23 protein-coding genes are annotated in these 23,573 nt (G+C 48.6%); 20 read left to right on the plus strand and 3 right to left on the minus strand.

Features of this window, described 5'->3' with window-relative positions; genetic code table 11:
• Positions 1-58: 58 nt before the first annotated feature.
• Entirely contained in the window at positions 59-2,038 is a 1,980-nt protein-coding gene (locus AY633_RS14120) for a S9 family peptidase (RefSeq protein WP_068488898.1), read from the plus strand.
• 50 nt (positions 2,039-2,088) lie between these two features.
• On the opposite strand, the gene AY633_RS14125 is transcribed toward AY633_RS14120, so the two are convergent.
• Entirely contained in the window at positions 2,089-2,865 is a 777-nt protein-coding gene (locus AY633_RS14125) for an enoyl-CoA hydratase-related protein (protein WP_068488899.1), read from the minus strand.
• 257 nt (positions 2,866-3,122) lie between these two features.
• Here AY633_RS14125 and AY633_RS14130 point away from each other — a divergent pair, with 257 nt between their 5' ends.
• A complete protein-coding gene (locus AY633_RS14130) occupies positions 3,123-4,550 on the plus strand; it encodes an ABC1 kinase family protein (RefSeq protein WP_260804584.1) in 1,428 nt (475 codons plus the stop codon).
• Between the two features lie 205 nt (positions 4,551-4,755).
• On the plus strand, positions 4,756-5,121 hold the full coding sequence (locus tag AY633_RS14135; RefSeq protein WP_068488900.1) for a hypothetical protein: 366 nt from the start codon (positions 4,756-4,758) through the stop codon (positions 5,119-5,121).
• Here AY633_RS14135 and AY633_RS14140 read toward each other — a convergent pair.
• On the minus strand, positions 5,118-5,672 hold the full coding sequence (locus AY633_RS14140; RefSeq protein ID WP_068461306.1) for a competence protein ComK: 555 nt from the start codon (positions 5,670-5,672) through the stop codon (positions 5,118-5,120). The genes AY633_RS14135 and AY633_RS14140 overlap by 4 nt on opposite strands.
• A 176-nt stretch (positions 5,673-5,848) precedes the next feature.
• On the opposite strand from AY633_RS14140, the gene AY633_RS14145 reads away from it, so the two are divergent.
• From AY633_RS14145 to AY633_RS14160, 4 genes are all read left to right on the plus strand, one after another.
• Entirely contained in the window at positions 5,849-6,088 is a 240-nt protein-coding gene (locus AY633_RS14145; RefSeq protein WP_058381274.1) for an IDEAL domain-containing protein, read from the plus strand.
• 200 nt (positions 6,089-6,288) lie between these two features.
• Positions 6,289-8,271 carry an excinuclease ABC subunit UvrB gene (gene uvrB / locus AY633_RS14150; RefSeq protein ID WP_068488901.1) on the plus strand — a complete coding sequence of 661 codons (1,983 nt, stop codon included), beginning with the start codon at positions 6,289-6,291 and terminating at the stop codon, positions 8,269-8,271.
• A 6-nt stretch (positions 8,272-8,277) separates the two neighbouring features.
• Positions 8,278-11,160, plus strand: coding sequence for an excinuclease ABC subunit UvrA (gene uvrA / locus AY633_RS14155; protein ID WP_068461311.1), 2,883 nt, complete (start codon positions 8,278-8,280; stop codon positions 11,158-11,160).
• A gap of 82 nt (positions 11,161-11,242) precedes the next feature.
• Positions 11,243-12,418 carry a DUF4097 family beta strand repeat-containing protein gene (locus AY633_RS14160; RefSeq protein WP_068488902.1) on the plus strand — a complete coding sequence of 392 codons (1,176 nt, stop codon included), beginning with the start codon at positions 11,243-11,245 and terminating at the stop codon, positions 12,416-12,418.
• A 43-nt stretch (positions 12,419-12,461) separates the two neighbouring features.
• On the opposite strand, the gene AY633_RS14165 is transcribed toward AY633_RS14160, so the two are convergent.
• Positions 12,462-13,010: an N-acetylmuramoyl-L-alanine amidase family protein gene (locus tag AY633_RS14165; RefSeq protein WP_068488903.1), complete on the minus strand. Its 549-nt coding sequence runs from the start codon at positions 13,008-13,010 to the stop codon at positions 12,462-12,464.
• Positions 13,011-13,175: 165 nt separating this feature from the next.
• Between AY633_RS14165 and hprK the strand changes: the two genes are divergently transcribed.
• The 13 genes from hprK (at position 13,176) to hisIE (ending at position 23,549) form a co-directional block, all read left to right on the plus strand.
• A complete protein-coding gene (hprK, locus tag AY633_RS14170) occupies positions 13,176-14,102 on the plus strand; it encodes an HPr(Ser) kinase/phosphatase (RefSeq protein ID WP_068461317.1) in 927 nt (308 codons plus the stop codon).
• Positions 14,103-14,123: 21 nt separating this feature from the next.
• Entirely contained in the window at positions 14,124-14,936 is an 813-nt protein-coding gene (gene lgt / locus AY633_RS14175) for a prolipoprotein diacylglyceryl transferase (RefSeq protein ID WP_068488904.1), read from the plus strand.
• A 19-nt stretch (positions 14,937-14,955) separates the two neighbouring features.
• On the plus strand, positions 14,956-15,891 hold the full coding sequence (locus tag AY633_RS14180; protein WP_068488905.1) for a nucleoside recognition domain-containing protein: 936 nt from the start codon (positions 14,956-14,958) through the stop codon (positions 15,889-15,891).
• Positions 15,888-16,541: a pyrophosphatase PpaX gene (gene ppaX, locus AY633_RS14185; RefSeq protein ID WP_068488906.1), complete on the plus strand. Its 654-nt coding sequence runs from the start codon at positions 15,888-15,890 to the stop codon at positions 16,539-16,541. The genes AY633_RS14180 and ppaX overlap by 4 nt, the downstream gene beginning before the upstream one ends.
• The gene (locus tag AY633_RS14190; RefSeq protein WP_068488907.1) at positions 16,538-17,038 is read left to right on the plus strand and encodes an acyltransferase; all 501 of its coding nucleotides are present in this window, start codon (positions 16,538-16,540) and stop codon (positions 17,036-17,038) included. Before ppaX ends, AY633_RS14190 begins: the two co-directional genes overlap by 4 nt.
• Positions 17,039-17,189: 151 nt before the next feature.
• A complete protein-coding gene (locus AY633_RS14195) occupies positions 17,190-18,353 on the plus strand; it encodes an ATP phosphoribosyltransferase regulatory subunit (protein ID WP_068488908.1) in 1,164 nt (387 codons plus the stop codon).
• Entirely contained in the window at positions 18,346-18,972 is a 627-nt protein-coding gene (hisG, locus tag AY633_RS14200; protein ID WP_068461330.1) for an ATP phosphoribosyltransferase, read from the plus strand. The genes AY633_RS14195 and hisG overlap by 8 nt, the downstream gene beginning before the upstream one ends.
• Positions 18,969-20,252: a histidinol dehydrogenase gene (hisD, locus tag AY633_RS14205; RefSeq protein ID WP_068488909.1), complete on the plus strand. Its 1,284-nt coding sequence runs from the start codon at positions 18,969-18,971 to the stop codon at positions 20,250-20,252. Before hisG ends, hisD begins: the two co-directional genes overlap by 4 nt.
• Entirely contained in the window at positions 20,249-20,836 is a 588-nt protein-coding gene (hisB, locus tag AY633_RS14210; protein WP_390176121.1) for an imidazoleglycerol-phosphate dehydratase HisB, read from the plus strand. Before hisD ends, hisB begins: the two co-directional genes overlap by 4 nt.
• Positions 20,833-21,462: an imidazole glycerol phosphate synthase subunit HisH gene (hisH, locus tag AY633_RS14215; RefSeq protein ID WP_068488910.1), complete on the plus strand. Its 630-nt coding sequence runs from the start codon at positions 20,833-20,835 to the stop codon at positions 21,460-21,462. Before hisB ends, hisH begins: the two co-directional genes overlap by 4 nt.
• A complete protein-coding gene (gene hisA, locus AY633_RS14220) occupies positions 21,455-22,183 on the plus strand; it encodes a 1-(5-phosphoribosyl)-5-[(5-phosphoribosylamino)methylideneamino]imidazole-4-carboxamide isomerase (protein ID WP_068488911.1) in 729 nt (242 codons plus the stop codon). Before hisH ends, hisA begins: the two co-directional genes overlap by 8 nt.
• Entirely contained in the window at positions 22,177-22,929 is a 753-nt protein-coding gene (gene hisF / locus AY633_RS14225) for an imidazole glycerol phosphate synthase subunit HisF (protein WP_068461338.1), read from the plus strand. The genes hisA and hisF overlap by 7 nt, the downstream gene beginning before the upstream one ends.
• Positions 22,926-23,549 (plus strand): bifunctional phosphoribosyl-AMP cyclohydrolase/phosphoribosyl-ATP diphosphatase HisIE, encoded by a 624-nt coding sequence (hisIE, locus tag AY633_RS14230; protein ID WP_068488912.1) that lies wholly within the window; start codon positions 22,926-22,928, stop codon positions 23,547-23,549. Before hisF ends, hisIE begins: the two co-directional genes overlap by 4 nt.
• The last annotated feature ends 24 nt before the right edge of the window (positions 23,550-23,573 follow it).

A 23,573-nucleotide genomic window follows, 5' to 3' on the forward strand; every position in this document is an offset into this window, starting at 1 on the left:
ATATAGTGAAAAGGCAACTGTTCCGATAATCGAAATAGATATCCAGGAGGCTGAGCATGTGTCAAAACAAGCTGTGAAAATAGAAGATTTACTCGAACTCGTATCCGTGACAGATCCAAAGATTTCACCGGACGGAAAACGGGCTGTATTTGTTCAGACAAAGATGGATGAAAAAGACAATACATACTATTCGCATGTCCACCATATTTCGCTAGAAACCGGAGAGACCACTCCATGGACTTACGGAACAAGCCGTAATAGTCAACCCGCCTGGTCAGCAGATGGCCGTCATATCGCCTTTTTATCTGACCGCAGTGGCAAGAATCAATTGCATGTCTTGCCAGCAAGTGGCGGGGAAGCACGCGCTTTGACGGATTTTGAAAAAAGCGTGAGCAGTTTCCGTTGGTCGCCTTGCAATAAGAAAATCTGGGTCAATGCGCTTGTGCAGGATGGCAAAACATTGATGGATGCAGAATCAAAGGACGAAGGTGAAGAGAAAAAGCCTGAACCGTATCGCACGACGCTCATGAAATACAAAATGGACGGCAATGGATTAGTCAAGCAGGACTATCACCGCCAAATCGGCTCTGTGGATTTGGAAACCGAGAAAGTAGAGCAACTAACGGAAGGCTCTTATCATTTTGGCTTGGAAGCCATTTCCCATGACGGAACGAAATTGGTCTATGGGTCGGCTAAAGAAGAAAACCAAGATTGCGTTTTCCGCCAGTCGCTTTATATGCGCCATTTGGAAACGGGGGAAGACACGGCCATCATCGAACAAGACGGTTATTACGGGGACGCCATATTCTCTTTCGATGATGCACACTTGGCATTTGTCGGCCACTCACGCACTTACGAAAATGCCACGCACACGGAATTGTATGTCTACGAGGCAGCAACTCAAACGACGCAATGCCTGACAGAAGGCATCGATGCCCCGATCGGTGATTATGTGGTGGCGGACCATCAACAAGGCGCGCAGGCGCCCGGCGTCGTCTGGACGCAAGATGACCATTTATATTTCCAGGTGTCGACGGAAGGCGATGTACGCCTGTATTTCGCCTCGCTTGATGGCGCGGTATATCCGGCTTCTCCTGAAGATGAGCATGTCTACGGCTATGATATCGCTAGAGACGGCAGTTTCGCGCTGGCCGCGATCAGTGACCCGGTGTCTCCTGGAGAACTTTACAAACTCGCCATCTCGACAGGAGAGCGCAAAGCACTGACTGCCTGCAATGCAAATTATCTCGAGCAAACGGAAATGATTGCACCGTCTTCCGTCTCGCATACAACGGAAGACGGCTTTAGTGTACATGGCTGGCTCATGAAGCCACGCGGATTCGAAGCAGATAAAAAATATCCGCTCGTCGTCAATATCCACGGCGGGCCGCACGCGATGTATGCAAATACGTTCGTCCATGAAATGCAGCTGCTTGCTGCAAGCGGCTATGGTGTCCTATATGTCAATCCGCGCGGCAGCCACGGCTATGGCCAAAGCTTTGTCGACGCGGTACGCGGCGATTACGGCGGCGGAGATTACCGGGATATCTTGGGGGCGCTTGATAGCGTTATCGAAGGCAATGACTGGGTGGATACAGAGCGGCTCGGCGTAACCGGCGGCAGCTACGGCGGTTTCATGACCAACTGGATCGTCTCGCATACCGACCGTTTTAAAGCGGCTGTCACGCAGCGTTCGATCTGTAACTGGATTTCCTTTTTCGGGGTTTCGGACATCGGCTATTATTTCAGCGAATGGCAGCACGGCGCTGCCATGGACAATGTAGACAAATTGTGGGAGCATTCCCCGCTGAAATATGCGAAAGATATCCAAACGCCACTGCTTATTTTGCATTCGGAAAACGACCACCGCTGCCCGATCGAGCAAGCGGAGCAACTGTTCATCACCTTGAAGAGCATGCATAAGGAAACCGAATTCGTCCGTTTCCCGGAAGCCGACCATAATCTGTCGCGCACCGGCAAACCGAATTTGCGTTTTGCACGCTTGCAGGAAATTACCGGCTGGATGGAGCGGCTCTAATTATAGAAGAAAAGCCAGGCAGAGAGTTTTCTCCGCCTGGCCTTTTTGGGTTAGCGCCCCTTGAATTCCGGTTTGCGTTTCTCGCCGAATGCGAGTAACGCCTCGACACGGTCTTCTGTCGGGATCGTGATTTCGTATGCTTTGCGTTCGATTTGAAGCCCTGTCTGCATATCGGCATTCATGCCGTTTTTGATGGCAAATTTGGCCTGTTGCAATGCAATCGGCCCGTTGGCAAGGATCGAATCCGCAAATTCACCCGTCACTTGCGCCAAGTCCTCACTTTTTGCCATGCGGGTGATGAGCCCATAGTCGAGCGCTTCTGCAGACTTCAAGCGGCGTGCCGTCAAGATTAGCTCCATTGCTTTCGCTTCCCCGATCAATCTTGGCAAACGTTGCGTGCCGCCGGCGCCTGGAATGATTGCAAGACTCGTTTCGGTCAAGCCAAGAAGTGTATCGTCTGTGGCAATGCGGAAATCACAGGCCAAGGCGAGTTCCATCCCACCGCCAAAGGCATAGCCATTGATCATAGCGATGGTCGGCTGCGGCAAGTTCTCGATGGTCGTGAACACTTCGCCAATTTTGTAAATATTACGCTTGACCTGGTCTTGCGTTAAGGTCTTGCGTTCTTTCAAATCAGCCCCGACACTGAACGCCTTGCGGCCAGCGCCAGTGAAGACGACGACACGGATATCCGGATTGATGCGGATTGCTTCTGCCACTTGCCCAAGTTCCGCAAGCATATCGTAATTGAATGCATTCATTGCATCGGGCCGGTTCAACGTAATGAAGGCCAAATTTCCTTTTTGTTCATAATGAATCGTTTCCATATCCATCCCCCTTTGATAATCCATCCGTTAAAAACATACCACTTTTTGGACTAATCTGTCACCAAACTCTATAATGGGAACAACAGGGGGGAGCTCATTCATGAACCAGGTTACATATCTGCGTATTTACCGCATCGTTTCCATGGCGATCCAATTTTATTTGCAAGTGGACTCCAGTTGTCGAACAGCGCTGGAATGAGCTCGTCACCCGCCAGGCCAAACAATACAAGGAATTAGCGCTCAAGCTGGGCGGCTTAATGATTAAATTGGGTCAATTCCTGTCGACCCGGGCAGATATCATGCCGCCGAGCTTTTTGGCGGAGCTCGAGGGATTGACGGACCGTGTGCCATCCGTGCCACGAAAAGATATTATCGACGTGCTCGAGCAGGAATGGAATGTCGAGCATGGTAACTACTTGGACGAATTATCGGACCAGGCCATCGCTTCTGCCTCCATCGGCGAAGTGTTCAAAGGGCGCTTGAAAAATGGGACCGAAGTTGCTGTCAAAGTCCAGCGCCCGGGAACGGATCGCATTATCCGTGCGGATTTCCAAGCGATGCGCATTGTCATCTGGCTCGCCAAGAAATTCACTCCGTTCACGAAGCAAGTTGATTTTGATCAATTATATGTCGAGATGACGGAAACGATTGGCGCTGAATTGAACTTTGTCCGGGAGCTGCAGAATGGTCGCGCTTTTGCCGACCGCTTTGCGGAAATGTCCGGCGTCCACATCCCAGTGTATTACGATGAATACACGACGCGCCGCGTGCTGGTGATGGAATGGATTGAAGGGGCAAGAATTACCGATGTCAGTTTTATCGAAGAGCATGGCCTTGACCGCCATGAAATTTCGGAACGGCTGTTTATCCTGTTTTTAGAGCAAGTGCTTTATGGCGGACAGTTCCATGCCGACCCACACGGCGGCAATATTCTATTGAAGCCAGATGGCACCATCGTGTTGATTGATTTTGGCATGATCGGCACGATCTCTGAGCGCGATTCACAGGCGATTCTGCTGATTGCGGAAGGCATCCTGTTCAAAAACTATGAACAAGTGCTCGATGGTTTGGAAGACTTGCGCTTCCTGCTGCCGAATGCAGACCGCGACTTACTGGCAGATGCGGTCGAGCGGCTAGTCGCTGCATACGAATCAAACGAATTAATGCAGATGGACAGCTTTGTTGTTGAGCGCTTATTGCAAGACATGCAGGATATTGTTCGTACACAGCCAGTGCAACTGCCGGCGGAATTTGCCTTTTTTGGCCGGGCAACCTCGATTTTCGTGGGTGTCTTGCATGTGCTGGATCCTAAAGTTGACCTCTTCGCACTTGCGCGTCCGCGTGTATTGGAGTGGGCGTCGACCAAGAGGGAAGGAAAAGGGATTTTCGGCAAGGAAGACGTCTTTCGCTGGATCCTCAATTCGACAGGGCCAGCACGGGCATTCCCAAAAAAACTCATCAACTTTCTTGATGAGCCGGAACGCATCCGTCATTACTTAGAAAATAAGGAAGGCAGAGAACGGGAACATCAGCGAAATTTACAAAGTCGGATGTTCGCCGGCATCTTCTCGCTGCTATCATTTTCCGGCATTTCACTATCCGTATGGTTCTGGCACGAACCGTTCCTATGGGTTTCGTCAGTCTTTTTCGTCGGGTCGCTATGGGCGTTCCGCGCTATCAGATAAAAAACGCCTTATCGGCATGCAGGTTTCGAACCCGTATGCCGAAAAGGCGTTTTTTAATATGGACATAACAGGCGGCCGGTCCTTCTGACATAGCAAAAAAGCAAATAAAATCGTTCTTTTTTAACTAGCGCCTCTTGCAATTTGAAGATTCCCGAGTAAAATGAAAATAAGAACACTTGTTCCTAATGGTTAGGGGGGTGAGGATATGCCCCTGATTTCAAGGGCGGAAATAGCCGTTTTTGAGAAGCGGGTGCAATTGCCGATGGTACTCCTCATTTTAGAGCGGGATCGCGAATGGGTAAAAAAAAGTCCGTTCAAACTGAAAGCCCCCTATGTGGAATTGCTGGACCGGGCGATCGAGCAGGTTAGGGGGGATCTGGCTGAGATCATCGAATTGATGAGGGCCAATGGCATGAAGGTTAGGCGGGGAAGTAAAGACGACAATTTCTCGGAATATGTGTTTTGCCACGGCGGTTATGAAGACCATCGACGCTATTTAAATATCCGTTTGAAAAATGCCGTTGAAGATCAATTGAGGCTTTATCTGACAACAGCCGCTCAAGCATTTTAATCGAGTGGCTGTTGGCTGCGAGGTGGAAATGCCCGTTTTGTCACATAGTTCATTCGGTGGTTGTGGACGCGCTGTGCTTTTTTGAAATAGCGGCGCAAAGAGCCGGTAAATGAATGCTGGTTTCGAAGCGCAATGGGAGAGATATCAGCAGGAACGACGACGCCATTGCTAAGCGATACCAAACTGCCCCGACCGCTGTCATCCGCGGCAATCAAATCGATGGCATCGAAATTGAACCAGATGGAATCCTTGTTTTTCGGAGAGTGAGTAGGAAAGAAAATCAGCGGGTTGCCGTAATACTCGCCAACGATGATCGGCGGTTTGTGTTTCACGCCAATGGCTTTTTGTGCGTAGAGTGTAGCGCTAGCGAGAGAGCCTCGATAGAAAGAGCATGACTTTGCCACGATTTTATAGACCGATTCCTCCACCAGAAATTCACTGCGGTCTTCAATGACTCGAGTTAAGAGCCGCTGGCCATCCATATACGGGAGCAGCGCATATGTGTTGCTGCAAATTGTATAAGAGATAGGATATTGATTCTTCTTACCCATGAATATTTACCCCCTAAATTTACTTTACATAAATCATTATAATAAAAAATGGAAAATACACAATAAATATTTTTAAAAATAATTATTTTTTCAATCTCGTTGTAATTTTCAAAAAACTCTTGCTTCTTTCTTGTTTCTTCGTGTATACTAATGAAAAGCATTCGGGGTGAAGAAGAATGGAAAACTATTATTCTTATGCTGACTTCATGAAAGCGATGGCTCAAACAAAAAAGATCACGGAAGCGGAAAAGCTATTGAATGAGATTTATTTGGATCTGTTCTTGAAGCATGTACACCGCGAACAACAGGAAACGCAATTGCTTGCACTTATCGATGAAGCCCTGGATCATAATGACCGCAAATCTTTCGACACATATACTGCTCAGCTGCAAGAGCTGAAGCGGGAAGAAGAATAACAAAACCGCCCGGAGATGATTCCGGGCGGTTTTTCTATGCCTTCATCAAGTAAATGGCTACTTGAAAGAACGGAAAATCCGCCAATTCAGCAGGAACCAAACCGAAAATCCTTAGAAAAAACATACGTTCGCTTTTTGTTAGGGGAATTTTAGGGCATATGTTAAAGTAGAAGTAGCGAAAAACACAGGAGGACCTATCCATGAAAAAGGAATTTAACCTGCAAGCTCCTTATGAACCGGCTGGCGACCAACCGGAAGCCATCTCCCAATTGACTCAAGGCATTATTGATGGCAAACGGTTTCAGACTCTCCTTGGTGCGACCGGTACAGGGAAAACGTATACGATGTCGAATGTCATCCAAGAAGTGAAAAAACCGACCTTGGTCATGGCACACAACAAGACCTTGGCTGGACAGCTTTATAGCGAATTCAAGGAATTTTTCCCCGATAATGCTGTGGAATACTTTGTCAGTTATTACGACTATTATCAACCTGAGGCTTATGTGCCGCAGTCGGATACTTTTATAGAAAAAGATGCCAGCATTAATGACGAAATCGACAAATTGCGCCACTCGGCGACCAGTTCTTTATTTGAGCGAGACGATGTCATCGTTATTGCCTCAGTGTCTTGCATTTACGGTCTAGGCTCTCCAAAAGAATACCGGGAACTGGTCGTTTCACTGCGCAAGGGGATGGAAATCGAGCGCAATCAATTGCTGAGAAAATTAGTCGATGTGCAGTATGAACGCAACGACATCAACTTTATCCGCGGAACATTCCGCGTACGTGGCGATGTGGTCGAAATATTCCCGGCTTCACGCGATGAGCGCTGTTTGCGTGTGGAATTTTTCGGTGACGAAATCGACCGCATACGGGAAGTCGATGCTTTGACTGGGGAAATCATTGGCGACCGCGAACACGTTGCGATTTTCCCGGCTTCTCACTTTGTGACGCGGGAAGACAAGATGGTCAGAGCAATCGAAAATATCGAAGCAGAGCTCGAAGAACGCCTGAAAGAAATGAGAGCGGAAGATAAATTACTCGAAGCGCAGCGCCTCGAACAGCGCACGCGTTATGATTTGGAAATGATGCGTGAGATGGGCTTCTGCTCCGGTATCGAAAATTACTCACGCCATTTGACCTTGCGTCCAGCAGGCGCCCAACCCTACACCTTGATTGACTATTTCCCGGATGATTTCTTGTTAGTGGTCGATGAAAGCCATGTTACGTTACCGCAAGTCCGCGGCATGTTCAATGGTGACCAAGCGCGTAAAAAAGTGCTAGTCGACCATGGTTTCCGCCTGCCGTCGGCTATGGATAATCGTCCATTGACATTCGATGAATTCGAGGAACATATTGACCAGGCGGTATTCGTTTCTGCAACGCCCGGCCCTTATGAACTCGAACATACTCCGGAAATGGTAGAGCAGATCATCCGGCCGACAGGCTTGCTGGACCCAGAAATCGAAATTCGACCTATTGAAGGACAAATTGATGATCTCATGGATGAAATTCAGCAGCGCAAAGAACGTGGTGAACGCGTCTTGGTCACGACTTTGACGAAAAAAATGTCGGAAGACTTAACGAATTACCTGAAGGAAGCAGGCGTCAAAGTCAATTACCTGCATTCGGAGATCAAGACACTCGAGCGGATTGAAATCATTCGCGAATTGCGGATGGGTGTCTACGATGTGCTGGTCGGCATTAACTTGCTTCGTGAAGGGCTTGATATTCCTGAAGTGTCATTGGTGACTATACTCGATGCAGATAAAGAAGGATTCCTGCGTTCAGAACGTTCCTTGATTCAAACGATGGGGCGCGCTGCCAGGAACGAAAACGGCCATGTCATCATGTATGCGGACCGCGTGACGGATTCCATGCAAAAAGCAATGGATGAGACGACACGCCGCCGGACCATCCAAGCAGCCTATAATGAAGAACATGGCATCACGCCAGTAACGATAAAGAAAAAAATCCGCGACGTCATTCGTGCAACAGAAGCAGCGGAAGAAGCGGAAGAGTACGTCAGCAAAGCGGTCGAAGGAAAGAAACTCAAAAAAGAAGATCGCGTGAAGCTCATCACTTTGCTCGAGAAAGAGATGAAAGAAGCGGCAAAAGCGCTCGATTTCGAACGGGCTGCAGAGCTTCGTGATACAGTGTTGGAATTGAAAGCGGAAGGATGATAGGACTTGAAAAACCAAGAGATACGCATACAAGGCGCGCGTGCCCATAATTTAAAAAACATCGACGTGAAGATTCCCCGTGACAAACTCGTCGTCATGACCGGTTTATCCGGTTCCGGAAAATCATCACTGGCGTTTGATACGATCTATGCAGAAGGCCAGCGCCGCTACGTCGAGTCCTTGTCGTCTTATGCACGGCAATTTCTCGGTCAAATGGACAAACCGGACGTCGATTTGATTGAAGGTTTGTCTCCAGCGATTTCGATCGACCAGAAGACGACCAGCAAAAACCCGCGGTCAACCGTAGCGACGGTTACAGAAATTTACGATTATATCCGGCTTATGTATGCGCGGATTGGCAAGCCAATCTGTCCAAACCACGGCATTGAAATTTCGTCGCAAACAGTCGAGCAAATGGTCGACCGTTTAGTCGAATACCCGGAGCGGACACGTATGCAAGTGCTGGCACCACTCGTATCAGGGCGCAAGGGCACACATGTGAAACTGCTAGAAGACATCAAAAAGCAAGGCTATGTAAGGGTTCGTGTCAATGGCGAACTGATCGATTTAGATGACAACATATCGCTTGATAAAAATAAAAAACATTCCATTGAAGTGGTCATTGACCGCGTCATCATGAAAGAGGGAATCGCCCCGCGCTTGAGCGATTCGTTAGAGTCAGCCTTGCGCCTCGGTGAAGGACGCGTACTAGTAGATGTCATGGATGAAGAAGAGTTGCTGTTTAGCGAACATCATGCTTGCCCCATTTGCGGATTTTCCATCGGTGAATTAGAGCCGCGCATGTTTTCTTTCAACTCGCCATTTGGGGCTTGTCCGGAATGTGACGGGCTCGGGATGAAACTGGAAGTTGATCCGGAACTGGTCATTCCCGATTGGGACGTTAGCCTCGCGGATCATGCCATCGCTCCGTGGCGCCCGACCAGTTCCCAATACTACCCTCAACTGCTTCAAGCGGTATGCAGCCATTTCGGAATTGAAATGGACGTGCCGATGAAAGAATTGCCCGAAGACCAGGTCAACATCATTTTGCACGGGTCCGATCGTGAAAAAATCCGCTTCCGTTATGAAAACGACTACGGCAAAATCCGCGACAGCCATATTTTCTTTGAAGGCGTGCTCGCGAATGTCGACCGCCGCTACCGGGAAACCAGTTCAGATTATATCCGTGACATGATGGAGAAATTTATGGGCCAGCAGCCGTGTCCGACATGCTCAGGTTACCGGTTGAAGCCAGAGTCGCTTGCCGTTAAAGTGAATGACCTGCACATCGGTCAAGTGGTGGAGTATTCGATCACGGAAGCGCAAGCGTTTTTCGATAGCTTGACCTTATCCGAAAAAGACCGCCAAATCGCTAATATGATCCTCCGGGAAATTCAAGAACGTGTCGGTTTCCTCATCAATGTGGGGCTCGATTACCTGACACTGAACCGCGCATCCGGTACTTTGTCAGGTGGGGAAGCCCAGCGGATCCGTCTTGCTACGCAAATCGGATCACGGCTGACAGGCGTCCTCTATATTCTTGACGAACCTTCCATTGGCCTTCATCAGCGTGATAATGACCGATTGATTAACACATTGAAAAACATGCGTGATATCGGCAATACGCTAATTGTCGTAGAACACGATGAAGACACCATGATGGCAGCGGATTATTTGATCGACGTTGGGCCTGGAGCGGGCGTGCACGGAGGCGAAATCATCGCTGCCGGAACTCCGGAAAAAGTGATGAAAAACAAGAAGTCGTTAACCGGACAGTATTTGAGCGGCAAGAAATTCATTCCGTTGCCAGTCGAACGCAGACAGCCGAACGACCGCAAGATTTCCATCCGGGGAGCATCCGAAAACAATTTGAAAAATGTCGATGTCGATATTCCAATCGGTTTGTTTACAGCGGTCACAGGAGTCTCCGGTTCTGGAAAAAGTACATTGATCAATGAGATCCTTTACAAATCGTTAGCTCATAAATTGAACCGTGCACGCGCCAAACCGGGCCGTCATAAATCGGTAGAAGGCATTGGCGAATTGGAAAAAGTCATTGATATTGACCAGTCACCGATTGGGCGCACGCCTCGTTCCAACCCCGCCACCTACACAGGCGTGTTCGATGATATCCGCGATGTTTACGCGACAACCAACGAAGCGAAAGTGCGTGGCTATAAAAAAGGGCGCTTTAGTTTCAACGTGAAAGGCGGTCGCTGTGAAGCCTGCCGCGGCGATGGCATCATCAAAATCGAAATGCATTTCTTGCCGGATGTTTACGTGCCGTGTGAAATTTGCCACGGCAAACGCTATAACCGGGAGACATTGGAAGTGAAATATAAAGATAAAAACATTGCAGACGTATTGGAAATGACGGTGGAAGACGCTTATGGATTCTTCGAGAATATTCCAAAGATCAACCGCAAACTGAAAACCATTGTCGATGTCGGACTTGGTTATGTGACGCTCGGACAACCGGCGACCACGTTATCGGGCGGTGAAGCACAGCGTGTTAAACTGGCTTCGGAGCTTCATAAACGTTCTAATGGGAAATCGTTTTATATTCTGGACGAACCGACGACAGGTCTTCATGCCGATGATATTTCACGTTTGTTGAAAGTGCTTCAACGGCTAGTGGACAATGGCGATACGGTATTGACGATTGAGCACAATCTCGATGTCATCAAAACGGCCGATTACTTAATTGATCTTGGTCCAGAGGGCGGAGACAAAGGCGGTACAATCTTAGCGACTGGTACACCTGAAGACATCGCCAAAGTTGAGGGATCTTATACAGGGATGTACTTGAAGCCGATTCTCGAGCGAGACCGCGCACGCATGGAAGAATTGGTCGGAAAGGCAAGCGCCAAGAAAAGAAAGGCAAAGTGAAACTTTCCGCATGGCCAAACGTATCATTAAAGTAGACAGGAATTTCTGCTGAGGCAGGAATCCGAAGAGGAGGCCAAACGATATGCAAAGTGAAAAAGAACGCATTTTGGACATGGTTGAAAATGGCACGATCTCGGCACGTGAAGCAGTTGAGTTATTGAAAGCGGTCGACAGCGGGGAATCAGCCAATACATCGAAAGATTACAGTCGCGAAACCTACCGCAATCCGCGTGGCAAACGTGGATTCTTCCGTCCTGAGGACATGTTCAAGAAGTTTTCCAAAGACTTTTCAAAGGATTTCTCCAAGAACTTTTCCAAAAACATGTCCAAGGATTTCAACGAACTTGGCGACCGAATGATGCATTTCATGCAGACGTCCGCTGATAAGCTGAAAACGATGGAATTTGATTCGCCATTCGGTGAAGCAAGCCGTTTTGAACATACCTTTACGGAAGAAAGTGCAGATTTGCATACCATTATTGCGGATATTGCGAATGGGCAACTAGAAGTATTTCCTTCACAGGACGGGTCAATCCGTGCAGAATGCAGCATTAAGGCATTCCGTTCAGAATCACCAGAGCAAGCTAAACAGGACTTTCTGGAGAAATTCGTTTTCATTGCCGATGAACGCAAATTGCGCATCATCAGCGATATGAAAACAACGCAAGTAAATATTGTCTTGTACGTACCAGCAGCGACATTCGAGCAAATTGTCGTTCGTTTATTCAATGGTGGTTTCACTATGAAACGCATCGACTCCGCATTGATCAAAGTCAAAACCGCCAATGGGAAAATTGACTTGAAAACGATGCAATTTGAAGAAGCTGAGCTTGAAACGGCCAATGGCCCGATTCAGATGATGGAAGTGAAGGGCCGTGAAGTTGAAGCGGAAACTTTGAATGGACGCATTTATATCGATGGAGACATCGAAGACATTGACGCGAAGTCCTTAAACGGCAATGTTGTCGCGACGACGCGCAGCAAAGAAGCGAAGAAACTCGAAGCGAAGACTTTGGCCGGCAATGTGGAAATCTACATTCCGCAGCATTTGGCACTGAGAGGGGAAGTCTCTTCTAATCTTGGTCGTATGGACGTTATGCTGTCGGACATCAATAGCAGCCATGAACAAGGCCAGTTTATGCAGAAAAAAATGCATTTCACGAAAAACGGGGATGTTGAGTCTGCTGCCGGGCCATTGCTCGTTTACGGTGAAACGAAAACCGGATCGATTCTGGTACGTTATTTGACGATCGACTAAACAAAGAAAAAAGCCCAGTGGAGAATTTTCTCCACTGGGCTTTTTAGCGTTCTAGTTCCATGCAAGTGATTGCAAAACTGATGGCGCGTGCACAACGCATGCGGTAATCGGCAGATTGCAGTAGAGCTGCTTCATGACGGTGGGTCATAAACCCGCACTCGACTAAAACAGCCGGCATAACAGTATCTCGCAGCATGGCGAAATCTGCAGTTTTCAGTCCGCGGTCTTTCCGTTGCGTCGAAGCAATTAGCGAGTTTTGGAGTAGCCGACCGAACTTCTGCGTGCGCTGTGGTGCAGTCGGATAAATGAAAGTTTCAATGCCTTGCGCTGGACTATAGTTATTTCCTGAGGCATTTGCATGAATCGATACTAACAGCTCTGCGCCAGAGCTGTTAGCAAAGCGGGTCCGTTCTTTTAACGGGACATCGCGGTCTAATTGGTGGCTAAATAACACGATGTATCCTTCTGCTATCAGCCGCTTTTTGACTTCTTCCGCAACCGCGCTGTTAAAATGAAACTCACGCATCCTGCCATCTGGTGTCCGTTTGCCGAATGTCCCTGGCCCGTGTCCTGCATCAATGATAATCTTCATCACATATCTCCCCTTTCATTCTTTATATAGAAGGAAAGGGTGAGAAAGGGGACGAAATTCTTCAATTTCTTTTTTTCCATGTTAAAATGAAAACAAACCGACCGCAAAACAGAAGGGCTAATTGGAAGACCGAATTTTGCGCAGCAGGGGGAATGAGGGAAAACTATGGGACAAGTAACAGTGAAACAAGTGATGGAGATGTTCGGCTTGAAACTCATCAGCGGCGAAGAAGGTATTGGGCGGCATATTGCCATCAGCGATATTTCGAGACCGGGATTAGAGATGGCAGGCTATTTTACTCATTATCCAGCAAATCGTATGCAATTGCTTGGGAAAACAGAACTATCATTTTTTGCGATGCTCAAACCTGAGGAACGTCTTGACCGGATGATGAAATTGTGTGCAGAAGATACACCTGCTATCATCGTATCCCACGGCGTCGACGTGCCGGAAGAGTTGGTCATTGCCTCTTCTGAAAAACATGTGCCGGTACTCGGGACGAACATGACCACTACCCGCTTTTCCAGCTTATTAACAAACTTCCTGGAAAGCCAGCTCGCTCCGACGACAGCTGTGCACGGGGTATTGGTCGATATTTACGGAATCGGTGTGCTCATTACCGGAAAAAGTGGCGTCGGTAAGAGTGAAACGGCTTTGGAACTAGTTAAGAAAGGCCATCGCCTTGTAGCGGATGATTGTGTGGAAATTCGTCAAGAGGGCGAAAGCACGCTCGTTGGGCATCCACCAAAGCTAATTGAATATCTGCTGGAGATCCGCGGTGTCGGCATCATTGACATCATGACTTTATTTGGAGCGAGTGCCGTACGTAACTTCAAGCGTATTTCACTTGTCATTGATCTCGAGATTTGGGATCAAGACAAAACTTACGATCGTCTCGGCCTTGAGGAAGAGACCATGAAAATTATTGATACGGATGTGACGAAGTTGACGATTCCTGTACGTCCAGGACGTAACCTTTCTGTCATTATCGAAGTAGCGGCGATGAACTACCGCCTGAAACGGATGGGGGTCAACGCTGCGGAGGAATTCTCCAAGCGACTTGATGATGTCATCTCGCAAGATACAAATTAAGCGAATGGGAAGGTGCACTATATGTATTCAGTTTTAGCAGCGATCGATCCGACTGCATTTTCACTCGGGCCGATCGATGTCCGTTGGTATGGCGTCATTATTGCCACGGGCATCGTCATTGCCTTTCTTGTCGGGCAAAAAGAAATGGTCAAACGTGGGCTTCACCCAGATTACCTCACCGACTTATTGATTTGGGCGGTACCGCTCGCTATTGTCGGCGCCCGTATTTATTATGTTCTGTTCGAATGGGAGAATTACCGGGATCAGCCCGCTCAAATCATCGCCATTTGGAACGGCGGAATCGCGATACACGGCGCGTTGATTGCTTCGGTCATTGTCGCATATGTGTTCACAAAACGACGCAATACGCCATTTTTAAAAGTAGCTGATATACTCGCACCGAGTATTTTAATCGGTCAGGCGATCGGGCGTTGGGGCAATTTTATCAACCAGGAAGCACACGGCGGGGAAGTGTCGCGCCAATTCCTGGAGAATTTATTCCTTCCTGACTGGATCATCAATCATATGTACATAGATGGCGCTTATTACCATCCGACCTTCCTTTATGAATCATTATGGAGCTTGGTTGGAATCATTATTTTGCTGCTGCTGCGAAAAGTCAATTTGGTGCGTGGGGAAATGTTCTTCTTCTATATGATTTGGTATTCGGTTGGGCGTTTCTTCATCGAAGGCATGCGTACCGATAGCTTATACGTCATCGGCGAATTGCGCGCTGCACAGCTTGTGTCGGTCATGGCAATCGTCATCGGGCTCGCGTTCATCATTTACCGGCGAGTGGCCATCAAAAACCCGCCGCGCTATTTGGATAAATAACGAGGAAAGAAGAGATCGAATGTCGACAATGAAAAATGGCTTGAAAGCCGGATTAAAGACTACGTGGTCACTCGGGAAAATCATTTTTCCGATCACTTTGCTTGTCACCATGCTGCAATTCACGCCAGTGCTGCCGTTTATCATCGACTTGGTGGCGCCGGTCATGGGGATTTTTGGACTCAGTGGCGAGGCGGCTGTACCGCTTGTGCTCGGCAATGCACTCAATCTGTATGCAGGAATTGCCGGGATTCTATCGCTCGAACTGACCGTCAAAGAAGTATTCATCCTGGCGGTTATGTTATCGTTCTCGCATAACATCTTTATCGAAACCGGCGTTGCCTTGAAAGTTGGTGTCCGGTTATGGATTGTTCTGGTGGTTCGTTTTGGTTTGGCTGCTTTGTCCGCCTTCTTGATCAATTTATTCTGGTCCGGTGGCGGGGAAGTTGCGCAATACGGATTTACGCCTGAAGCCGCTGCCGCTCCCGAAACCTGGCTAGGTATTTTCTTGCTTGGCTTGGAAAAAGCGAGTTTTGGCGTGCTTCAACTGGCGATGATCGTCATCCCGCTTATGCTGATGATTCAAATACTAAAAGATCGCCAGTATTTACAGAAAATCTCGAATATGATGGGGCCGCTCACCCGGCTGATTGGCGTCGAGAAGAATACTTCTTTGACGCTCGCTTCCGGATTGATTTTCGGTTTAGCGATGGGAGCCGGGGTCATGATCCAGGCGGTCCAGGAAGATGGCGTCAGCCGCAAAGACGCGACGCTCGCTTTTATTTTCCTGGTGGCGTGCCATGCAGTAGTTGAAGATACATTGATCTTCATCCCGCTCGGCATCCCGATCTGGCCATTATTATTAATTCGGGTCATTACCGCTCTCGCCTTAACGATATTCATTTCTTATTTATGGCGGCGGGCTGAAGACAATCGGAAGGAAGTGCTCTCTACATGAACAAAGAAATAAACACATTATTATTTGATTTTGACGGAACGTTGCTGGATACGAATGAATTAATCGTCCAGACCTTCCTAACGGTGCTCGGCGAACATTTTCCTGGTGAATATGGCCGGGAGGATGTTTTGCATTTTATCGGGCCATCACTCGAACAAACTTTTACAAATATTGCCCCGGACAAGGTCAGTGAACTGAGCGATCAATACCGCCGGTTGAACCGGACACTCCATGACGATCTGGTGTCGGAGTATGACGGGGTCACAGAAACTTTGCGTATGCTGAAGTCGAGAGGCTTGAAGATGGCGATCGTTTCCACCAAGCGGGAAGAAACCATTTTACATGGCTTGCGTTTGATGGGCGTTGATGATGTGTTTGATGTGTTGGTAGCATTAGATCATGTGCAAAATCCGAAACCGCATCCAGAACCGCTTGAGTTGGCCTTACGCTTACTGGAAGCGGATCGAGAGGATGCTTTAATGATCGGTGACAATTCACATGATATCGAAGGTGGGAAAAATGCCGGAGTTCGTACAGCTGGCGTTTCTTGGACTGCCAAAGGAGAAGAGTTTTTAGCGAGCTTTGAACCGGACTTCATGCTGCAACATATTTCCGATTTATTGGAACTGACAAAAGAAGGCGTTAAATGAGACGCACCGAGCGTTATCCGGTCGAAGGAGCGAATTCGCTTTGGCACATCTATAAAACAGTGCCGTTCTGGAAAGTAGCAAAGAACTTCCTAGTCATCCAGACCGCTCGCTACACGCCATTTTTGCCATTGAAAAACTGGCTGTATCGGAAGTTTCTTGGCATGACGGTCGGCAAAGAAACTTCGTTTGCGCTCATGGTCATGCCGGATTTGATGTTTCCGGAACGCATACAAGTCGGCGCTAATACCGTAATCGGCTATAATACGACTATACTCGCACATGAATACTTGATCGAAGAATATCGGCTCGGCGACGTCTTGATCGGCGACCGTGTCATGATCGGAGCAAACAGTACGATTTTGCCCGGCATCAAGATTGGAGACGGTGCTATTGTCTCCGCTGCCACGCTCGTCCATAAAGATGTACCGGCTGGAGCTTTTGTCGGCGGCAATCCGATGAAAATCATCTATACAGCCGAAGAAATGGCCGATCGATAAGCAAAATCCTGAAAGCTCAGCGCTTTCAGGATTTTTTCTGTTCTCCTTGCTTGACGGGCCAAAGCGGCTTGCGCTAAAATAAGAATCACTTTAACGATTCATCACTCTAGCGAACTAAAGTGAAATAACCGATAATAGGAAGTGTTCAACGATGACCATCGAAATGTTTGAGAAACCATTAGGTATGCGTGACGATTTTCCTGTAATTGCAAAACAAAAAGCGAATCTGAGAAAACAAGGCACTGAGCTGATTGAGCAAGCAGGCTATGAATTATTGCAGACACCAACTTTGGAATATTACGAAACAATTGGAAGAATTTCTGCTATCTCAGACGATGCTTTGTTCAAACTGCTCGATAGCCAAGGAAAAACGCTCGTCTTGCGACCAGATATGACGTCCCCGATCGCGCGAGTTGCAGCGTCGAAACTATTGCGCGAGAAAATGCCGATTCGTCTCGGCTACTATTCTAATGTATTCCGGGCTCAAAAACGCGAAGGCGGCCGCCCTGCGGAATTCGAGCAAATGGGTGTCGAGTTGATTGGCGACGATTCCTTATACGCGGATGCGGAAGTGATCAGTTTGGCTTGGGATATTCTGAAGCAAGTAGGTGTTGGTTCCGCCCGCATTGTCGTCGGTCACACGAGACTACTTGAACTGATCTTGGCTGATTTCGGGCTGGACAGTGAACAAAGCAGCAAAGTGCGCGAACTTTTTGTCGCCAAAAACGGGGTAGGGGTGGAACAACTTTCGAGAGAACTGCCCATTTCCTCAAACAAATTAGCATCGTTCTTGGCATTGATGCAGGCGACAACAGTAGCCGATTGGAAACAATGGATCAACAATGGAAACGAAGAGCAAATTAAGCTCTATCACGATATGGAGCGTCTCGAAGAGTTATTCAAGCGCAATGGGCTCGGGGATGCAATCACTTTTGATATCTCCTTCAGCAGCCATATGACGTATTATACAGGCTTAGTATTTGAATGTTACGGAGCAGGCAGCGGCTTTCCGCTCGGCAGTGGCGGGCGTTACGACGGCTTGATGGAGCAATTTGGTTTGCAGGTCGGTGCGACCGGGTTTGGTTTGCGGGTTGACCGTCTGCTCGAATCGGTATCACCTGAAAAAATCGAAGAACCACAAACGCTGATTTTATTCGACGAACAAAGCGAGCAGCGTGCATTTGAGAAAGCTCAGCAAATGAGGGCATCAGGAAAACGAGTGACTTTGCAGTATGCACCAGCAGTACAAGCACTCGAGCCGTTTACGGACTTGTTCACCGAAGTCATCAGAGGGGAGGCGCTGGATAATGGATGAATTAACGATTGCCATGCCAAAAGGCAGAATTTTTGAGGAAGCCTATGAACTGTTGGTCGGAGCTGGTTATGATTTGCCAAAAGAGCTCGACGACTCGCGCAAACTGATTGTCGAAGCACCGAATGAGAAATTCCGCTTTATCCTCGCGAAGCCGATGGATGTGCCGACTTATGTCGAGCATGGGGTTGCGGATATCGGAATTGCAGGAAAAGACGTCTTGTTAGAGCATGACCGAGACGTCCACGAATTATTGGACCTCGGCATCAGTGCTTGTTATATCGCGACAGCCGGTTTGCCGAATACCGAAATGGATGAAGTCACGCCGCGTATTGCGACGAAATATCCAGCCGTCGCTTCCCATTATTACCGCAGCAAAGGCGAGCAAGTCGAAATCATTGAACTGAATGGCTCCATCGAATTGGCACCGCTGATCGGTTTGTCCGACCGCATCGTCGATATCGTGTCGACTGGGCGGACTTTAAAAGATAATGGCCTTGTGGAATATGAAAAAATTGCAGACATCACCTCTCGCCTTATCGCAAACCCGGTAAGCTATCGCTTGAAGCAGCAACGCATCACAGAACTAGTCGATAAATTGCGGGAGCAGGTGGAGAAATGAACATCCAAAACCTGACAGGCGAATTGTCGATCCGGCGAAAATTAGCCGACGGCACCCAGCAGCAATTGCAGGCAGTAAAAGAAATCATTGAAGCGGTACGGACCGAAGGCGATAGCGCGTTATTGCGCTTTGCAAAAAAATGGGACCAGGCAGACTTGTCTGCCTTAAAAGTGACCGAAGATGAAATCAAAGAAGCGGTTGAACGCTTCGATCCCCAATTACTTGCTGACCTGACAGAAGCTGCGGACAATATCCGCAACTACCACCTCGGGCAAAAGCAACAGGGCTACCGGCATGACCGTGCGGATGGATCGTATGTTGCACAGCGCGTCACGGCCATCGAATCAGCTGGATTGTATGTTCCAGGGGGCACAGCGGCCTATCCATCATCTGTTTTGATGAATGTTATTCCAGCGCAAGTTGCTGGTGTGGGACGCATTGTTGTGACATCCCCCCCAAATAGCGAAGGTAAACTATCGGACGGTGTGCTCGCAGCCGCCCACATCCTCGGGATTACTGAATTGTACAAAGTCGGTGGGGCGCAGGCGATTGCCGCACTCGCTTACGGCACTGAGTCGATTCAGCCGGTCGATAAAATTACAGGTCCTGGCAATATCTTCGTAGCGCTTGCTAAACGCGAAGTAAACGGGGACGTGGCGATCGATATGATCGCAGGCCCAAGCGAAATTGCGATCATCGCCGATGATAGCGCGTATGCGGATGAAGTGGCGGCAGATCTTTTGTCTCAGGCAGAACACGATCCGTTGGCCAGTGCTGTATTATTGACAGAGAGCCGTGAGCTTGCTGAACAAGTCGCGGCGCAAGTGGCCAGCCAATTAGCCACTTTGCCGCGCGAGGCAATTGCGGTCGCGTCGATTCGTGACCACGGCGCGATTTACGTGGCAAACAACCGGACCGACCTGATCAACGCAGCCAATCAATTGGCTCCGGAACATTTGGAAATCATGACGGAAGATGCGGAAGCGATGGCACAAGAAATCGATCACGCCGGAGCAATTTTTATCGGCCGTTATTCATCGGAACCGGTCGGCGATTATTTTGCCGGCACGAATCATGTCTTGCCAACCAACAGCACAGCGCGCTTTTCCAGTGCCTTGTCTGTCTATGATTTTGTCAAACGGACAAGCATCGTACATTATAGCGAACAGGCATGGCACGAAAATCAAGAGAAAATTGCTAGGCTCGCAAGGCTAGAAGGCCTCGAAGCACATGCTCGTGCAGTCGAATCGCGCGCTTGGAAAAAGGAGAGTCAATCATGAGGAAATCGGACATTACACGTAAAACCAATGAAACGGAAATTGACGTTAGCTTTTCACTCGATGGCAAAGGGCAAGCGGATATCGATACAGGGGTACCGTTTATGGACCATATGCTGGATCTTTTCATCAAGCACGGGCAATTTGACGGGCGGATCCATGCAAATGGCGACACTCACATCGACGACCACCACACGACCGAAGATATCGGCATCGTTCTCGGGCAGGCAGTGCTCGAAGCACTTGGCGATAAAAAAGGGCTGCGCCGTTACGGCAATGCATTTGTGCCAATGGATGATGCACTCGCGCAAGTCGTCATCGATTGCTCAAATAGACCTCATCTTGAATTCCGTGGAGACATCCCGAACGCTAAGGTCGGCTCATTTGATACGGAACTGGTTCATGAATTCTTGTGGAAATTCGCATTGGAATCACGTATGAACGTTCACGTCATTGTCCACTACGGCCGCAATACGCATCACATTATCGAAGCCGTATTCAAGGCACTTGCCCGCGCACTAGACGACGCAACGATGATCGATCCGCGTGTAGAAGGCGTTCCGTCGACAAAGGGGCTGTTGACATGATTGTCGGCATCATCGATTACGGCATGGGCAATTTGTTCAGCGTGGAACAGGCATTGAAAAAACTGGAATGCACCGTCATCACTTCGGACGATGTGGAAGTTTTGGCTGAAGCGGATGCGATTTTGCTTCCAGGCGTCGGGGCATTTCCGGATGCGATGAGACGATTAGACGAAAAGGGTTTAGCCGGATTTATCCGCTCGCTCCCAGAACAAGGCATTCCGCTGCTCGGCATTTGCCTCGGCATGCAATTATTGTATGAAGACAGTGAAGAAGGACGCGCGGTTAAAGGACTTGGCTTACTGAAAGGCCATATCCGGCGTTTTCCATCCGGTACATACCGCATCCCGCATATGGGATGGAACCGGCTGAATTTCATGCAGCAGCCGTATTGGCTAGAAGATATCCATGAGGACACACATGTCTACTTTGTTCACTCATTTTTGGCGACAGAGACAACTGGCGAACAAGTGTTTGCTTCGGCTGAATATGGCGGACTTGAAGTGCCGGGCGTTGTCGGCGGAGGATCGATCACAGGAATGCAGTTCCACCCAGAAAAGTCTGGGGAGTTCGGACATTATTTATTAGCGCAATGGATTGCAAATGTCAGGGGGGATTTACATGAATGAGTTTCAAATTTATCCGGCCATCGATTTAAGAGGCGGAAAATGTGTTCGGTTGTTTCAAGGAGATTATGGCCAGGAGACTGTTTATGCGGATTCGCCTGTTGAAATGGCGAAAAGTTTTGTAGACGCTGGAGCCAAATGGATTCATATGGTCGATTTGGATGGCGCGAAAGACGGCAGCCGCATTAATGATCAAGTGGTTATTGAAGCCGCTAAACTGAATGCCAATATTCAAGTAGGCGGCGGTATCCGCAGTCGTGAAGACATCAGCCATTACTTGTCGAACGGCGTTTCGCGGGTCATTATCGGCAGCTTGGCGGTTCGGGAACCGGAACTTGTCGCGACCTTCATTGAAGAATTCGGCGCAGAACGCATCGTTATCGGCATCGATGCCAAAGATGGCATGGCCGCGACAGAAGGATGGATTGAAACTTCGCATAAGCCAGCAGCTGAAGTAGCCGCTTATTTTGCTTCAAAAGGCGCGAAACATTTCATCTATACCGATATTTCGACAGACGGCACGCTTGCCGGGCCGAATATCGACGCCAACCGGCAATTAGTGGCAGATGATGTCTCGCAAGTCATCGTCTCCGGCGGCATCGGCACACTCGATGACGTGAAGAAAGTCAAACAAGTGGCAGCCGATAGCCCGATAGCCGGATTGATCATCGGCAAAGCTCTGTATGAAAACCGCTTCACGCTCAAGGAGGCGCTATCATGCTGACGAAACGCATCATTCCTTGCCTGGACGTCAAAGAAGGCCGCGTTGTTAAAGGCGTAAGTTTTGTAGAACTTCGGGATGCAGGAGACCCTGTGGAACTGGCTAAGTTCTACGATGAACAAGGCGCGGACGAATTGGTCTTTCTGGACATTTCCGCATCACACGAAGGCAAAGAGACGATGGTGGAAGTGGTGCGCATTGTGGCGACTGAATTATCGATTCCCTTTACTGTAGGCGGAGGGATCCGCACCTTGGACGATATGAAACGCATGCTGCGTGCGGGGGCGGATAAAGTCTCTCTGAATACGGCGGCGCTTGATCGTCCGGAATTGATCAAAGAAGGTGCGGATTTCTTCGGGTCGCAGTGCATCGTCGTTGCTATCGATGCCAAAAGAAATGGCGATAGCTGGGACGTCTACACGCACGGAGGCCGCAACCAAACTGAATGGGATGCGGTCGAATGGGCGAAACATGCGGTCGCTTTAGGTGCTGGGGAATTATTATTGACCAGCATGGATAGCGATGGCCAAAAAGACGGATTTGACGTCGCGCTGACGAAAGCGGTACGTGACGCTGTAGAAGTGCCGGTCATTGCAAGTGGCGGAGCGGGGAACCGCGAACATTTCAATGAAGTATTCGAACAGGCGGATGCGGATGCGGCGCTTGCGGCATCGATTTTCCACTACAAAGAAACGAGCATCAAAGAAGTGAAACAGTATCTGCATCAAGAAGGAGTGAATGTCCGGTGACCAATGTGAAATATGATGAAAATGGATTAGTGCCTGTTATCTTGCAAGATGCATCCACTAAACAAGTATTGACTTTGGCTTATGCCAATGAGGAAGCGGTCAAGCGCACGATCGATACGAAAGAAACCTGGTTATACTCAAGAAGCCGCAAAGAATTGTGGAACAAAGGGGCAACCAGCGGCAACACGCAGCGCGTCCAATCGGTCCAAATCGATTGCGATGGCGATTCTTTAATCTATGAAGTGATTCCAAACGGTCCAGCTTGCCATACGGGAGAGACAAGTTGTTTCCATGAAACCTTGGCTGGTGAACGTTCGTCTTCTGCTTCGGATATGATTACAGAACTGAGCGCTTTGATCAAACAACGCGAAATCGATATGCCAGAAGGTGCGTATACGACGTATCTATTTGAAGAAGGCGTCGATAAAATCTGCAAGAAAGTCGGAGAAGAAGCGGCGGAAGTCATCATTGCAGCGAAAAATCGCGATGCGCGTGAACTGGCAACAGAAAGTGCAGACTTGCTATACCACTTGCTTGTTTTGTTACAAGAGCAAAAAGTGGATTTCAAAAAAGTGACCGGTGTGCTCGAAGAACGCCATGCGGCGAAAAAGGACAAGTAAATAATAGGGAAATATGCTATAATA

The sequence above is a fragment of the Planococcus maritimus genome (assembly GCF_001592825.1).
Classification (GTDB): Bacteria; Bacillota; Bacilli; order Bacillales_A; family Planococcaceae; genus Planococcus; species Planococcus maritimus_C.

Excerpts from the sequence above, each read along its gene's own strand:
- AY633_RS14125 (WP_068488899.1), bottom strand. The coding sequence starts at position 2,865 with ATGGAAACGATTCATTATGAACAAAAAGGAAATTTGGCCTTCATTACG.
- AY633_RS14130 (WP_260804584.1), top strand. The coding sequence starts at position 3,123 with ATGATTAAATTGGGTCAATTCCTGTCGACCCGGGCAGATATCATGCCG.
- AY633_RS14135 (WP_068488900.1), top strand. The coding sequence starts at position 4,756 with ATGCCCCTGATTTCAAGGGCGGAAATAGCCGTTTTTGAGAAGCGGGTG.
- AY633_RS14140 (WP_068461306.1), bottom strand. The coding sequence starts at position 5,672 with ATGGGTAAGAAGAATCAATATCCTATCTCTTATACAATTTGCAGCAAC.
- AY633_RS14145 (WP_058381274.1), top strand. The coding sequence starts at position 5,849 with ATGGAAAACTATTATTCTTATGCTGACTTCATGAAAGCGATGGCTCAA.
- uvrB (WP_068488901.1), top strand. The coding sequence starts at position 6,289 with ATGAAAAAGGAATTTAACCTGCAAGCTCCTTATGAACCGGCTGGCGAC.
- AY633_RS14160 (WP_068488902.1), top strand. The coding sequence starts at position 11,243 with ATGCAAAGTGAAAAAGAACGCATTTTGGACATGGTTGAAAATGGCACG.
- AY633_RS14165 (WP_068488903.1), bottom strand. The coding sequence starts at position 13,010 with ATGAAGATTATCATTGATGCAGGACACGGGCCAGGGACATTCGGCAAA.
- hprK (WP_068461317.1), top strand. The coding sequence starts at position 13,176 with ATGGGACAAGTAACAGTGAAACAAGTGATGGAGATGTTCGGCTTGAAA.
- lgt (WP_068488904.1), top strand. The coding sequence starts at position 14,124 with ATGTATTCAGTTTTAGCAGCGATCGATCCGACTGCATTTTCACTCGGG.
- AY633_RS14180 (WP_068488905.1), top strand. The coding sequence starts at position 14,956 with ATGTCGACAATGAAAAATGGCTTGAAAGCCGGATTAAAGACTACGTGG.
- ppaX (WP_068488906.1), top strand. The coding sequence starts at position 15,888 with ATGAACAAAGAAATAAACACATTATTATTTGATTTTGACGGAACGTTG.
- AY633_RS14190 (WP_068488907.1), top strand. The coding sequence starts at position 16,538 with ATGAGACGCACCGAGCGTTATCCGGTCGAAGGAGCGAATTCGCTTTGG.
- AY633_RS14195 (WP_068488908.1), top strand. The coding sequence starts at position 17,190 with ATGACCATCGAAATGTTTGAGAAACCATTAGGTATGCGTGACGATTTT.
- hisG (WP_068461330.1), top strand. The coding sequence starts at position 18,346 with ATGGATGAATTAACGATTGCCATGCCAAAAGGCAGAATTTTTGAGGAA.
- hisD (WP_068488909.1), top strand. The coding sequence starts at position 18,969 with ATGAACATCCAAAACCTGACAGGCGAATTGTCGATCCGGCGAAAATTA.
- hisB (WP_390176121.1), top strand. The coding sequence starts at position 20,249 with ATGAGGAAATCGGACATTACACGTAAAACCAATGAAACGGAAATTGAC.
- hisH (WP_068488910.1), top strand. The coding sequence starts at position 20,833 with ATGATTGTCGGCATCATCGATTACGGCATGGGCAATTTGTTCAGCGTG.
- hisA (WP_068488911.1), top strand. The coding sequence starts at position 21,455 with ATGAATGAGTTTCAAATTTATCCGGCCATCGATTTAAGAGGCGGAAAA.
- hisF (WP_068461338.1), top strand. The coding sequence starts at position 22,177 with ATGCTGACGAAACGCATCATTCCTTGCCTGGACGTCAAAGAAGGCCGC.